The sequence below is a fragment of the Streptomyces sp. NPDC057654 genome (assembly GCF_042800135.1).
Classification (GTDB): Bacteria; Actinomycetota; Actinomycetes; order Streptomycetales; family Streptomycetaceae; genus Streptomyces.
In genome coordinates this window covers 19,350-32,284 of record NZ_JBHVHQ010000012.1, presented here as the reverse complement: position 1 = coordinate 32,284, position 12,935 = coordinate 19,350, and the positions used below count along the sequence as shown (strand labels likewise).

Below are 12,935 nucleotides of genomic sequence, written 5' to 3'. Positions count from 1 at the left end.
CCCCGACCGCGATGGCGGCCGAGGTCAGCGCGCTCGGCACCGCCACCGTCGGGCCCTCCGGCGTCGGTTCGCTGAAGAACATCAGCACGATCACCCGGATGTAGAAGAACGCCGCGATCGCCGAGGACAGCACGCCGATCACGACCAGCGCGCCCGCGCCGCCCTCCGCCGCCGCCTTGAAGACCGCGAACTTCCCCGCGAACCCGCTGGTCAGCGGGATGCCCGCGAACGCCAGCAGGAACACCGCGAAGACCGCCGCGACCAGCGGCGAACGCCGCCCCAGCCCGGCCCACTTGGCCAGCGCCGTCGCCTCGCCGCCCGCGTCCCGCACCAGGGTGACGACCGCGAAGGCCCCGAGCGTCACGAAGGAGTACGCGGCCAGATAGAAGAGGACGGAGGAGACGCCGTCCGGGGTGACCGCGATGACGCCCGCGAGGATGAAGCCCGCGTGCGCGATGGACGAGTAGGCGAGGAGGCGCTTCACATCGGTCTGGGTGACCGCGACGATCGCGCCGATCAGCATCGTGACGATCGCGACGCCCCACATCACCGGCCGCCAGTCCCAGCGCAGCCCCGGCAGCACCACGTACAGCAGCCGCAGCAGCGCGCCGAAGCCCGCGACCTTGGTGGCCGCCGCCATGAACCCGGTGACCGGCGTCGGCGCGCCCTGGTACACGTCCGGGGTCCACATGTGGAACGGCACCGCGCCCACCTTGAACAGCAGCCCCATCAGCACCATCGCGCCGCCGATCAGCAGCAGCGCGTCATTGCCCATCGTCCCGGCCAGCGCCGGGTCCACCGTCTTGACCGTGCCGTCGACGACGTCCGCGATCCCGGAGTACGTGACCGTGCCCGCGTACCCGTACAGCAGCGCCACCCCGAAGAGCAGGAACGCCGACGAGAACGCGCCCAGCAGGAAGTACTTGACGGCCGACTCCTGCGAGAGCAGCCGCTGCCTGCGGGCCAGCGCGCACAGCACGTACAGCGGGAGGGAGAAGACCTCCAGCGCGATGAAGAGGGTCAGCAGATCGTTGGCGGCGGGGAAGACGAGCATGCCCGCCACCGCGAAGAGCACGATCGGGAAGACCTCGGTGGTGGTGAACCCGGCCTTCACGGCGGCCTGCTCGGACTCGCTGCCCGGCACGGACGCGGCCTGCGCCGCGAAGGAGTCCACCCGGTTGCCGTGCGCCGCCGGGTCGAGCCGCCGCTCGGCGAAGGTGAAGACGGCGACCAGCGAGACCAGCAGGATCGTGCCCTGGAGGAACAGCGCGGGGCCGTCGACGGCGATGGCGCCCATCGCCGCGATATGCGCCTTCTCGGTGCCGTACCCTCCGGCGGCGAGGCCGATGACGGCGGCGAAGGCCGCCGCCAGCCCCACTACGGTGAGCATCAGTTGGGCGTAGTAGCGGCTGCGGCGCGGCAGGAACGCCTCGACCAGCACGCCCAGCACCGCCGCGCCCAGCACGATCAGCGTCGGCGACAACTGCCCGTACTCGATATGGGGCGCGGGAATCCTGTCCTCCGCACCGGCCGCCATTGTCCACAGGCTGTGGACAGTTGCCACGTCAGTCACTTCGCGGCCTCCGCTTCTTCATGGGACGCCTCTCCGTGGGACGCGTCTTCATGGGGCGCGTCCTTGTCGGTCGCGGCCCGGACCGGCACATCGGGCTTGGGATCGGTCTTGTCCACCTGGCTCATCGTGTGCTTCACCGCCGGGTTCACGATCTCGGTGAGCGGCTTCGGATAGACCCCGAGGAAGACCAGCAGCGCGATCAGCGGCGCGACGACGACCAGTTCGCGGACCTTGAGGTCGGGCATGGCCCGCACCTCCGCCTTCACCGGCCCGGTCATCGTGCGCTGGTAGAGCACCAGGACGTACAGCGCGGCGAGCACGATGCCGACCGTCGCGATGATCCCGAGCGCCGGATAGCGGCTGAACGTGCCGACCAGGACCAGGAATTCGCTGACGAACGGCGCCAGCCCCGGCAGCGACAGCGTGGCGAGCCCGCCGATCAGGAAGGTGCCGGCGAGCACCGGGGCGACCTTCTGCACCCCGCCGTAGTCGGCGATGAGCCGCGACCCGCGCCGCGAGATCAGGAACCCGGCCACCAGCATCAGCGCCGCCGTGGAGATGCCGTGGTTGACCATGTAGAGCGTCGCGCCGCTCTGGCCCTGGGTGGTCATCGCGAAGATGCCCAGGATGATGAAGCCGAAGTGCGAGATCGAGGCGTACGCGACGAGCCGCTTGATGTCCCGCTGGGCGACGGCGAGCAGCGCCCCGTACAGGATGCTGATCACCGCCAGCACCATGATCACCGGGGTCGCCCACTTCGACGCCTCGGGGAAGAGCTGGATGCAGAAGCGGAGCATCGCGAACGTGCCGACCTTGTCGACGACCGCGGTGATCAGCACGGCGACGGGCGCGGTGGACTCGCCCATCGCGCCCGGCAGCCAGGTGTGCAGCGGCCACAGCGGGGCCTTCACCGCGAAGGCGAAGAAGAACCCCAGGAACAGCAGGCGTTCCGTGCTCGCCGCCATGTCCAGCTTCCCGGCCGCCCGCGCCTGGATGATCTCCTGGAGGGAGAACGTGCCCTCGCCCGTCTGGTGCGCGGTGACCACATACAGCCCGATCACCGCGGCCAGCATGATCAGTCCGCCCGCGAGGTTGTAGAGCAGGAACTTCACCGCCGCGTTGGAGCGCCGGGTGGCCGTCTTCTCCTCGTCGTGCTCCCCGGCCCGGTCGCCGAAGCCGCCGATGAGGAAGTACATCGGGATGAGCATGGCTTCGAAGAAGATGTAGAACAGGAAGACGTCGGTGGCCTCGAAGGAGATCACCACCATCGCCTCGACCATCAGGATCAGCGCGAAGAACCCTTGGGTGGGCCGCCAGCGCCGGTTGGGCCGCTCCTCCTCCAGCGGGTCGGCGTCATGCCAGCCCGCCAGGATCACGAAGGGGATCAGCAGAGCGGTCAGCGCGATGAGCACCACCGCGATGCCGTCCACGCCGAGCTCGTAGCGGACCCCGAAGTCCTTGATCCAGGCGTGCGATTCGGTGAGCTGGAACGGGCCGGACGCGCCGGGGTCGAAGCGCACCAGCTGGACGGCGGCGAGCGCCAGCGTCACGAGCGAGAAGAGCAGGGCGAGCCACTTGGCGACCGTGCGCTTGGCGGCCGGGACCGCGGCGGTCGCCACCGCGCCGAGCGCGGGCACCGCGGCCGTGACTGTCAGCAGAGGAAATGACATCGATCAGACCGCCCTCATCAGCAGGGTCGCGGCGATGAGGACCGCCGCGCCGCCGAACATCGAGACCGCGTACGAGCGGGCGTAGCCGTTCTGGAACCTGCGCAGCCGCCCGGAGAGGCCGCCGACCGAGGCCGCCGTGCCGTTCACCGCCCCGTCGACCACCGAGTCGTCGATGCGGACGAGGCCGCGGGTCAGCTGCTCGCCGCCCCGGACCAGCACGACGTGGTTGAAGTCGTCCTGGAGCAGGTCGCGCCGGGCCGCCTGCGTCAGCAGCGAACCGCGCGGCGCCACAGCGGGCACGGGCTTGCGCCCGTACTGCGACCAGGCGATCGCGACGCCGACGACCAGCACGACCATCGTGGCGATCGTGACCGTCGTGGCGCTGATGGGCGAGTGGCCCTCGGCATGCCCGGTGACCGGCTCCAGCCACTTCATGAAGGTGCTGTTGACGCTGAAGAACGCGCCGGCGCCGACCGATCCGACGGCGAGGATGATCATCGGGATGGTCATCGTCTTGGGCGACTCGTGCGGGTGCGGCTCATTGCCGTCCGCGTCGGGGACCCAGCGCTTCTCGCCGAAGAAGGTCATCAGCATCACGCGCGTCATGTAGTACGCGGTGATGGCCGCGCCCAGCAGCGCCGCGCCGCCCAGGATCCACCCCTCGGTCCCGCCCTGGGCGAACGCCGCCTCGATGATCTTGTCCTTGGAGAAGAAGCCGGACAGCCCGGGGAAGCCGATGATCGCGAGATAGCCGAGCCCGAAGGTGACGAAGGTGACCGGCATGTACTTCCGCAGGCCGCCGTACTTCCTCATGTCCACCTCGTCGTTCATGCCGTGCATGACCGAACCGGCCCCGAGGAAGAGCCCGGCCTTGAAGAAGCCGTGCGTCACCAGGTGCATGATCGCGAAGACATAGCCGATCGGGCCGAGCCCGGCGGCCAGGATCATGTAGCCGATCTGCGACATCGTCGACCCGGCGAGGGCCTTCTTGATGTCATCCTTCGCGCAACCGACGATGGCTCCGAAGAGCAGCGTCACCGCACCGACCGTCACCACGGCCGTCTGCGCGTCCGGCGCCGCGTTGAAGATCGCGCCGGACCGGGTGATCAGATACACGCCCGCCGTCACCATCGTCGCCGCGTGGATCAGGGCCGAGACCGGGGTCGGGCCCTCCATCGCGTCGCCGAGCCAGCTCTGGAGCGGCACCTGCGCGGACTTGCCGCACGCGGCGAGCAGCAGCATCAGCCCGACCGCCGTCATCTTGCCCTGGCTCGCGCTCCCGGCCGTGGCGAGCACCGGCTCGAACGCGAACGTCCCGAACGTCGTGAACATCAGCATGATCGCGATCGACAGCCCCATGTCGCCGACGCGGTTGACGATGAACGCCTTCTTCGCGGCCGTGGCGGCGCTGGGCTTGTGCTGCCAGAACCCGATCAGGAGGTACGAGGCGAGGCCCACGCCCTCCCAGCCCACGTACAGCAGCAGGTAGTTGTCGGCGATCACCAGCAGCACCATCGCCGCCAGGAACAGATTCAGATATCCGAAGAAGCGCCGCCGCCGCTCGTCGTGCTCCATATAGCCGACGGAATAGAGATGGATCAGCGTGCCGACGCCCGTGATCAGCAGGACGAAGGTCATCGACAGCTGGTCGAGCTGGAAGGCCACGTCGGCGCGGAAGCCGCCGACCGGCACCCAGCTGAACAGGTGCGCGTGCAGGGCGCGGTGCTCGCCGCTCTTGCCGAGCATGTCGGCGAAGAGCACCGCGCCGATGACGAAGGACGCCGCGGCCAGGAGCGTGCCGAGCCAGTGCCCGACGCGGTCCAGCCGCTTGCCGCCGCACAGCAGCACGACGGCGCCCAGCAGCGGGGCCGCGACGAGCAGTCCGATGAGGTTCTCCACGTCAGCTTCCCCTTACAGCTTCAGCAGGCTGGCGTCGTCGACCGAGGCCGAGTGGCGGGAGCGGAAGATCGTCACGATGATGGCGAGGCCCACCACGACCTCGGCGGCGGCCACCACCATCGTGAAGAACGCGATGATCTGGCCGTCGAGATTGCCGTGCAGCCGGGAGAAGGCGACGAACGCCAGGTTGCAGGCGTTGAGCATCAGCTCGACGCACATGAAGACGACGATCGCGTTCCGCCGGATCAGGACTCCGGCGGCGCCGATGGTGAACAACAGGGCGGCCAGATAGAGGTAGTTGACGGGGTTCATTGCTTGGCCTCCTCCTCGGTGCGCTCCAGCCAGTCCTGCGAACGCTGCTCCAACGCCTTCAGCTCGCCGAGCGCCTCGCCCGAGACGTCCCGGATCTGGCCGCGGGCCCGCAGCGTCGGGTTGACGGTCAGCTCGGACGGCGTGCCGTCGGGCAGCAGCCCCGGGATGTCCACCGCGTTGTGCCGGGCGTAGACGCCGGGGGCGGGCAGCGGCGGGAGCTGCTTGCCGCCGCGCACCCGCGCCTCGGCCAGCTCGCGCTGAGTGGCCGCCCGCTCGGTGCGCTCGCGGTGCGTGAGCACCATCGCGCCGACCGCCGCGGTGATCAGCAGCGCGCCGGTGATCTCGAAGGCGAAGACGTACTTGGTGAAGATCAGGGCCGCGAGCCCCTGGACGTTGCCGCCGGAGTTGGCCTTGCCGAGCCCGTTGAAGTGCTTGAGGGAGGCGTTGCCGATGCCCGCGATGAGCAGGATGCCGAAGCCGAGGCCGCAGGCCGCCGCGAGCCACCGCTGGCCCTTGATCGTCTCCTTCAGGGAGTCGGCCGCGGTGACGCCGACCAGCATGACGACGAAGAGGAAGAGCATCATGATCGCGCCGGTGTAGACGACGACCTGGACGATGCCGAGGAAGTACGCGCCGTTGGCGAGGTAGAAGACCGCCAGGATGATCATCGTGCCCGCCAGGCACAGCGCGCTGTGGACGGCCCTGCGCATCAGGATCGTCCCCAGCGCGCCGAGCACGGCGACCGTGCCGAGCACCCAGAACTGGACCGCCTCGCCCGTGGAGGTCGCGGACGCGGCGGCGGCGAGCTGGCTCATGCCCGCACCTCCTCGTCGGCCGCCGCGCCCGCGCCGCTCTGAGAGCTGTCCGGTTCCGGCGACTCGCCCTTGGAGCGCGCCACTTGGCGCACGGTGCCGGGCGCGGCCTCCGTCACCAGCCCCCGGTAGTAGTCCTGCTCGTCCGTGCCCGGGAAGATCGAGTGCGGCGAGTCGACCATGCCCTCCTCCAGGCCCGCGAGCAGCTCCTCCTTGGTGTAGATCAGCGACGTGCGGCTGGTGTTGGCCAGCTCGTACTCATTGGTCATGGTCAGCGCCCGCGTCGGGCACGCCTCGACGCACAGCCCGCACAGGATGCAGCGCAGGTAGTTGATCTGGTAGACGCGGCCGTACCGCTCGCCCGGGGAGTACCGCTCCTCCTCGGTGTTCTCCGCGCCCTCCACATAGATGGCGTCGGCCGGGCAGGCCCACGCGCACAGCTCGCAGCCGATGCACTTCTCCAGCCCGTCCGGGTGCCGGTTGAGCTGGTGACGGCCGTGGAAGCGGGGGGCCGTGGGCTTCTTCTGCTCGGGGTACTGCTCGGTGAGCCGCTTCTTGAACATGGCCTTGAAGGTCACGCCGAAGCCGGCCACGGGGTTCTGGAACTCAGACACCACCAGCCTCCTTTCCGTCACTGTCAGTATCGACCCCACCACTGACAATCAGCTCGCGCTCGCGGCGGGGCCGTCGCCGGGGCACGGGCGGCAGGCTCTGTCCGGGCAGCGGCGGCACGGGGAAGCCGCCCGCCATCGGGTCGAAGGCCGGCTCGGCGGCCTCGTCCTTCCCGCCCCGCCGGTCCCGGAAGATGTCCACGACGAACGACAGCAGCAGGATCACCAGGACCGCGCCGCCGACGTAGAGCACGACGTCCTGGAAGCCGTAGTTCTCGTTGCGCAGCGCCCGTACGGTCGCGACCAGCATCAGCCAGACCATCGAGACCGGGATGAGCACCTTCCAGCCCAGCTTCATGAACTGGTCGTAGCGCAGCCGCGGCAGCGTGCCGCGCAGCCAGATGAAGAAGAAGAGCAGCAGCTGGAGCTTGATGACGAACCAGAGCATCGGCCACCAGCCGTGGTTCGCGCCCTCCCAGAACGCCGAGATCGGGTACGGGGCCCGCCAGCCGCCCAGGAAGAGGGTGACCGCGACCGCCGAGACCGTGACCATGTTGACGTACTCGGCCAGCATGAACATCGCGAACTTGATCGAGGAGTACTCGGTGTTGAAGCCGCCGACCAGATCGCCCTCGGACTCCGGCAGGTCGAACGGCGCGCGGTTGGTCTCGCCGACCATCGCCACGATGTAGATGAGGAAGGAGACCGGCAGCAGCAGCGCGAACCACCGGTCGTGTTGCGACTCGACGATCGAGGAGGTGGACATCGACCCCGAGTAGAGGAAGACGGCGGCGAAGGAGACGCCCATCGCGATCTCGTACGAGATCATCTGCGCGCACGAGCGCAACCCGCCCAGCAGCGGATACGTCGACCCGGACGACCAGCCGGCCAGCACGATGCCGTAGATGCCGACCGAGGCGGTGGCGAGGATGTAGAGGACGCCGATCGGCAGGTCGGTGAGCTGCATCGTGGTGCGCTGGCCGAAGATCGAGATCTCGTTGCCGGACGGGCCGAACGGGATCACCGCGATCGCCATGAAGGCCGGTACGGCCGCGACGATCGGCGCGAGGATGTACACCACCTTGTCCGCGCGCTTGACGACCACGTCCTCCTTCAGCATCAGCTTGATGCCGTCGGCGAGGGACTGGAGCATCCCCCAGGGGCCGTGCCGGTTGGGGCCGATGCGCAGCTGCATCCACGCGACGACCTTGCGCTCCCAGACGATCGAGAAGAGCACGGTGAGCATCACGAAGGCGAAGCAGAAGACCGCCTTGACGACGACGAGCCACCATGTGTCGCGGCCGAACACGGAGAGGTTCTCCGCGGCGAGCGAGCCCGCGAGGGAGTTCGTGGCGAGGGAGTTCATGCCGTCACCTCCGCTTCAGGGGCGCCCGGCGCGGGCGCGCCGACCTTCACCAACTGGCCGGGCACCGCGCCCAGATCGGCGTGGACGCCGCCGCCCACGGAATTCAGCGGCAGCCAGACGACCCGGTCCGGCATCTCGGTCACGCGCAGCGGCAGCCGCACCGACCCGGCCGGGCCGGAGACCGCCAGCTCCGCGCCGTCCGCGACCCCCGCCTCCGCGGCGGTGGCCGCCGACAGCAGCGCGACGGCCGCGTGCCGGGTGCCGGCCAGCGCCTCGTCGCCGTCCTGGAGCCGCCCCTGGTCGAGCAGCAGCCGGTGCCCGGCGAGAACCGCCTCGCCCGGTTCCGGCCGGGGCAGCGGCAGGGCCGCCTCTTGCGGCTCCACCGCGTGCGCCCCGTCCCACGGCCCGAGCCGGTCCAGCTCGGCGCGTACGGCCCGTACGTCCGGCAGCGCGAAGTGCACGTCCATGGCGTCGGCCAGCATGTGCAGCACCCGTGCGTCCGGCAGCAGGTGACGGCGCGTCATCTGGTCGGGCTTGAGCGCGGCCTCGAACGGGCGGGCCCGGCCCTCCCAGTCGAGGAACGTCCCGGACTTCTCGGGCGCCGCCGCGACCGGCAGCACCACGTCCGCCCGCTCGGTCACCGCCGAGGGCCGCTGCTCCAGGCTCACCAGGAACCCGATCTCCGCCAGCGCCCGCTCGGCCCGCGCCGGGTCGGGCAGGTCCCGCACCTCGACCCCGGCGACGAGCAGCGCGCCCAGCTCACCGGTGGCCGCGGCCTCGATCATCTGCCCCGTGTCACGCCCCGGGCTGCGCGGCAGCTGGGCGACACCCCATACGGCGGCGGTCTCCTCGCGGGCCCGCGGGTCGGTGGACGGCCGCCCGCCGGGCAGCAGCCCCGGCAGGGCCCCCGCCTCGACGGCGCCCCGCTCCCCGGCCCGGCGCGGAATCCACACCAGGTGCGCGCCGGTCGCGGCGGCGGTCCGTACGGCCGCGGTGAGCGCGCCCGGCGACGCGGCCAGCCGCTCGCCGACGATGATCACCGAGCCCTCTTCGCGCAGCGCGTCGTACGCCTCCCGGCCGCCGCCACTCACCTCCGTGCCGGACGTCAGCGCGTTCAGCCACTCCGTCTCGGTGCCGGGCGCGGCCGGCAGCAGCGTGCCGCCCGCCTTCACCAGCCCCCGGCTCGCGTGCGTGGCGAGAGCGAACGTCCGCTGGCCGCGCCCCCGGTGCGCCTTGCGCAGCCGCAGGAAGACGCCGGGCGCCTCCTCCTCGGCCTCGAACCCGGCGAGCAGCACCGCCGGAGCCTTCTCCAGCGCCGCGTAGTCGATGCCGCTGCCGTCCAGATCACGCCCGCGCCCCGCGACGCGCGCCGCGAGGAAGTCGGCCTCCTCGGCGCTGTGCACGCGGGCCCGGAAATCGATGTCGTTGGTGTCCAGGGCGACGCGCGCGAACTTGGCGTAGGCGTACGCGTCCTCGACGGTGAGCCGCCCGCCGGTCAGCACGCCCGTACGGCCGCGGGCCGCCGCGAGTCCGCGGGCCGCGGCCTCCAGCGCCTCGGGCCAGCTCGCCGCCACCAGCTCACCGCTGTCGGCGTCCCGTACGAGCGGAGTGGTGAGCCGGTCCGGCCGCTGCGCGTAGCGGAAGCCGAACCGCCCCTTGTCGCACATCCACTCCTCGTTGACCTCGGGGTCGTCCGCCGCGAGCCGCCGCATGACCTTGCCGCGCCGGTGGTCGGTGCGCGTCGCGCAGCCGCCCGCGCAGTGCTCGCACACCGTCGGCGAGGAGACCAGGTCGAAGGGGCGGGAGCGGAATCGGTACGCCGCCGAGGTCAGCGCGCCCACCGGGCAGATCTGGATGGTGTTGCCGGAGAAGTACGACTCGAAGGGGTCGCCCTCGCCCGTGCCGACCTGCTGGAGCGCGCCGCGCTCGATCAGCTCGATCATCGGGTCGCCCGCGATCTGGTTCGAGAAGCGGGTGCAGCGCGCGCACAGCACACACCGCTCGCGGTCCAGCAGCACCTGCGCGGAGATCGGCACGGGCTTCGCGTACGTCCGCTTCTGCCCCTCGAAGCGCGAGTCGGGGTCGCCGACCTGCATCGCCTGGTTCTGCAACGGGCACTCGCCGCCCTTGTCGCAGACCGGGCAGTCCAGCGGGTGGTTGATGAGCAGCAGCTCCATCACGCCGCGCTGGGCCTTCTCGGCGACGGGCGAGGTGAGCTGCGACTTGACCACCATGCCGTCGGTGCAGGTGATGGTGCAGGACGCCATCGGCTTGCGCTGGCCCTCGACCTCGACGATGCACTGCCGACAGGCGCCGGCCGGGTCGAGGAGCGGGTGGTCGCAGAACCGCGGGATCTCGATGCCGAGCAGCTCGGCGGCCCGGATGACCAGCGTGCCCTTGGGCACGGAGATCTCGATGCCGTCGATGGTCAGCGAGACGAGGTCGTCCGGCGGCACCGCCGCCGCTCCACCGCCGCCGGGGCCGGTAGTTGTGACGGTCACGCGTTCACCCCCAGGTGAGCGTTCTTCGGGCCGTCGGCCCATACGGTCGACTTGGCCGGGTCGAAGGGGCAGCCCCGCCCGGTGATGTGCTGCTCGTACTCCGCGCGGAAGTACTTGAGCGAGGAGAAGATCGGGGCCGCCGCGCCGTCCCCGAGCGCGCAGAACGACTTGCCGTTGATGTTGTCGGCGATGTCGTTCAGCTTCTCCAGGTCGGCCATCCGGCCCTTGCCGGCCTCGATGTCACGGAGCAACTGGACGAGCCAGTACGTGCCTTCGCGGCAGGGGGTGCACTTGCCGCAGGACTCGTGCGCGTAGAACTCGGTCCAGCGGGTGACGGCCCGCACCACACAGGTCGTCTCGTCGAAGCACTGGAGCGCCTTCGTGCCGAGCATCGAGCCGGCGGCGCCCACGCCCTCGTAGTCGAGCGGCACGTCGAGGTGCTCGTCGGTGAACATCGGCGTGGAGGAGCCGCCCGGCGTCCAGAACTTGAGCCGGTGACCGGGGCGCATGCCGCCGCTCATGTCGAGAAGCTGGCGCAGCGTGACGCCGAGCGGGGCCTCGTACTGGCCGGGGCCCGCGACATGGCCGCTCAGCGAGTACAGCGTGAAGCCCGGGGACTTCTCGCTGCCCATCGAGCGGAACCATTCCTTGCCCTTGTTCAGGATCGCGGGAACCGAGGCGATGGACTCGACGTTGTTCACCACAGTGGGGCACGCGTACAGGCCCGCGACGGCCGGGAAGGGCGGTCGCAGCCGGGGCTGGCCGCGGCGTCCTTCGAGCGAGTCGAGCAGCGCGGTCTCCTCCCCGCAGATGTACGCGCCGGCGCCCGCGTGCACGGTGATGTCGAGGTCGAGCCCGCTGCCGAGGATGTCCGTGCCGAGGTAGCCCGCCGCGTACGCCTCGCGCACGGCCTCGTGCAGCCGGCGCAGCACGGGGACAGCCTCGCCGCGCAGATAGATGAAGGCGTGGCTGGAGCGGATCGCGTGACAGGCGATCAGCATGCCCTCGATGAGCGCGTGCGGATTGGCGAAGAGGAGGGGGATGTCCTTGCAGGTGCCGGGCTCGGACTCGTCGGCGTTGACGACGAGGTAGTGCGGCTTGCCGTCGCCCTGCGGGATGAACTGCCACTTCATGCCGGTGGGGAAGCCCGCGCCGCCGCGGCCGCGCAGCCCCGAGTCCTTGACGTACGCGATGACGTCGTCGGGGGCCATCGCGAGGGCCTTGCGCGCGCCCTCGTACCCCTCGTGCCGGTGGTAGGTATCCAGCGTCCAGGAGCCGGGCTGGTCCCAGAAGGCGGACAGCACGGGCGCCAGCACCTTCTCCGGGCTGGTCTCGTCGATCTCTGCTGCCAAGGTCATCACTCCCCCTCCTCGGCGACCGGTCCGGCCGGGTTGCTGGGGTCGGAGGCCGAGGTCTGCTGCGGCGCGTCATGGGAACTTTGGTGGTTCGCGGGCGCCTCGTCGGTGGTGGGACGGCCGCCGGCCGCCGGCCGGGCGGCGGCGCGCGGGGCCACGACCCGGCCGGGCGCGCCTTCGCCCTTGGCCAGCCGCAGCCCGGCGAGGGAGGCCGGCCCGGCGCCGCCGGTGGCCTCGACGGCGCCGGGGCGCTCGTCGGGGAACCCGGCGAGGATGCGGGCCGTCTCCTTATATGTGCACAGGGGCGCGCCGCGCGTCGGCTCCGCGGCGCGGCCGGCCCGCAGGTCGTCGACGAGGGCGGTGGCGCTCTCGACGGTCTGGTTGTCGAAGAACTCCCAGTTCACCATCACGACGGGCGCGAAGTCGCAGGCCGCGTTGCACTCGATGTGCTCCAGGGTGACCTTGCCGTCGGGCGTCGTCTCGTCGTTGCCGACGCCGAGGTGCTCCTTGAGCGCGTCGAAGATCGCGTCGCCGCCCATGACCGCGCACAGCGTGTTGGTGCAGACCCCGACCTGGTAGTCGCCGGAGGGTTTGCGCCGGTACATGGTGTAGAAGGTGGCCACGGCGGTGACCTCGGCGGTGGTCAGGCCGAGCTGTTCGGCGCAGAACCGGACGCCGGTGCGGGTGACGTGGCCCTCCTCGGACTGCACGAGGTGGAGCAGCGGCAGCAGCGCGGAGCGCGAGTCGGGGTAGCGGGAGATCACCTCCCGTGCGTCCGCGTCGAGCCGCTCCCGTACGTCGGCGGGGTAGTCGGGCGCGGGGAGCCGGGGCATCCC

At 70.7% G+C, this 12,935-nt stretch carries 10 protein-coding genes; all 10 read right to left on the bottom strand.

Translation table 11 applies throughout. The features are described from left to right. Positions 1 to 1,573 (bottom strand): NADH-quinone oxidoreductase subunit NuoN (nuoN, locus tag ACFU99_RS02395; RefSeq protein ID WP_384384585.1); only part of this gene is annotated, 1,573 nt, incomplete at its 3' end. Further along, on the bottom strand, positions 1,570 to 3,243 hold the full coding sequence (locus ACFU99_RS02390; RefSeq protein ID WP_384384582.1) for an NADH-quinone oxidoreductase subunit M: 1,674 nt from the start codon (positions 3,241 to 3,243) through the stop codon (positions 1,570 to 1,572). The genes ACFU99_RS02390 and nuoN, both read right to left, overlap by 4 nt. A gap of 3 nt (positions 3,244 to 3,246) precedes the next feature. Further along, complete coding sequence (nuoL, locus tag ACFU99_RS02385; RefSeq protein ID WP_384384579.1) at positions 3,247 to 5,142, bottom strand: NADH-quinone oxidoreductase subunit L; 1,896 nt, start codon at positions 5,140 to 5,142, stop codon at positions 3,247 to 3,249. A 12-nt stretch (positions 5,143 to 5,154) separates the two neighbouring features. Continuing rightward, positions 5,155 to 5,454 carry an NADH-quinone oxidoreductase subunit NuoK gene (gene nuoK / locus ACFU99_RS02380; RefSeq protein WP_030883239.1) on the bottom strand — a complete coding sequence of 100 codons (300 nt, stop codon included), beginning with the start codon at positions 5,452 to 5,454 and terminating at the stop codon, positions 5,155 to 5,157. Further along, positions 5,451 to 6,269, bottom strand: coding sequence for an NADH-quinone oxidoreductase subunit J (locus tag ACFU99_RS02375; RefSeq protein ID WP_384384576.1), 819 nt, complete (start codon positions 6,267 to 6,269; stop codon positions 5,451 to 5,453). The genes nuoK and ACFU99_RS02375 overlap by 4 nt, the downstream gene beginning before the upstream one ends. Further along, a complete protein-coding gene (gene nuoI, locus ACFU99_RS02370) occupies positions 6,266 to 6,880 on the bottom strand; it encodes an NADH-quinone oxidoreductase subunit NuoI (RefSeq protein ID WP_384384573.1) in 615 nt (204 codons plus the stop codon). Before nuoI ends, ACFU99_RS02375 begins: the two co-directional genes overlap by 4 nt. After that, positions 6,873 to 8,243 carry an NADH-quinone oxidoreductase subunit NuoH gene (nuoH, locus tag ACFU99_RS02365; RefSeq protein WP_384384570.1) on the bottom strand — a complete coding sequence of 457 codons (1,371 nt, stop codon included), beginning with the start codon at positions 8,241 to 8,243 and terminating at the stop codon, positions 6,873 to 6,875. Before nuoH ends, nuoI begins: the two co-directional genes overlap by 8 nt. Next, positions 8,240 to 10,744 (bottom strand): NADH-quinone oxidoreductase subunit G, encoded by a 2,505-nt coding sequence (locus ACFU99_RS02360; RefSeq protein ID WP_384384567.1) that lies wholly within the window; start codon positions 10,742 to 10,744, stop codon positions 8,240 to 8,242. Before ACFU99_RS02360 ends, nuoH begins: the two co-directional genes overlap by 4 nt. Further along, positions 10,741 to 12,102, bottom strand: coding sequence for an NADH-quinone oxidoreductase subunit NuoF (gene nuoF / locus ACFU99_RS02355; protein WP_384384564.1), 1,362 nt, complete (start codon positions 12,100 to 12,102; stop codon positions 10,741 to 10,743). Before nuoF ends, ACFU99_RS02360 begins: the two co-directional genes overlap by 4 nt. Then, on the bottom strand, positions 12,102 to 12,932 hold the full coding sequence (gene nuoE, locus ACFU99_RS02350) for an NADH-quinone oxidoreductase subunit NuoE (protein ID WP_384384591.1): 831 nt from the start codon (positions 12,930 to 12,932) through the stop codon (positions 12,102 to 12,104). Before nuoE ends, nuoF begins: the two co-directional genes overlap by 1 nt. Positions 12,933 to 12,935 lie beyond the last annotated feature (3 nt).

What these genes read in the sequence shown, in the direction of transcription:
- nuoF (WP_384384564.1), bottom strand. Translation starts at nt 12,102, where the DNA reads ATGACCTTGGCAGCAGAGATCGACGAGACCAGCCCGGAGAAGGTGCTG.
- nuoH (WP_384384570.1), bottom strand. Translation starts at nt 8,243, where the DNA reads ATGAACTCCCTCGCCACGAACTCCCTCGCGGGCTCGCTCGCCGCGGAG.
- nuoE (WP_384384591.1), bottom strand. Translation starts at nt 12,932, where the DNA reads ATGCCCCGGCTCCCCGCGCCCGACTACCCCGCCGACGTACGGGAGCGG.
- ACFU99_RS02375 (WP_384384576.1), bottom strand. Translation starts at nt 6,269, where the DNA reads ATGAGCCAGCTCGCCGCCGCCGCGTCCGCGACCTCCACGGGCGAGGCG.
- ACFU99_RS02390 (WP_384384582.1), bottom strand. Translation starts at nt 3,243, where the DNA reads ATGTCATTTCCTCTGCTGACAGTCACGGCCGCGGTGCCCGCGCTCGGC.
- nuoK (WP_030883239.1), bottom strand. Translation starts at nt 5,454, where the DNA reads ATGAACCCCGTCAACTACCTCTATCTGGCCGCCCTGTTGTTCACCATC.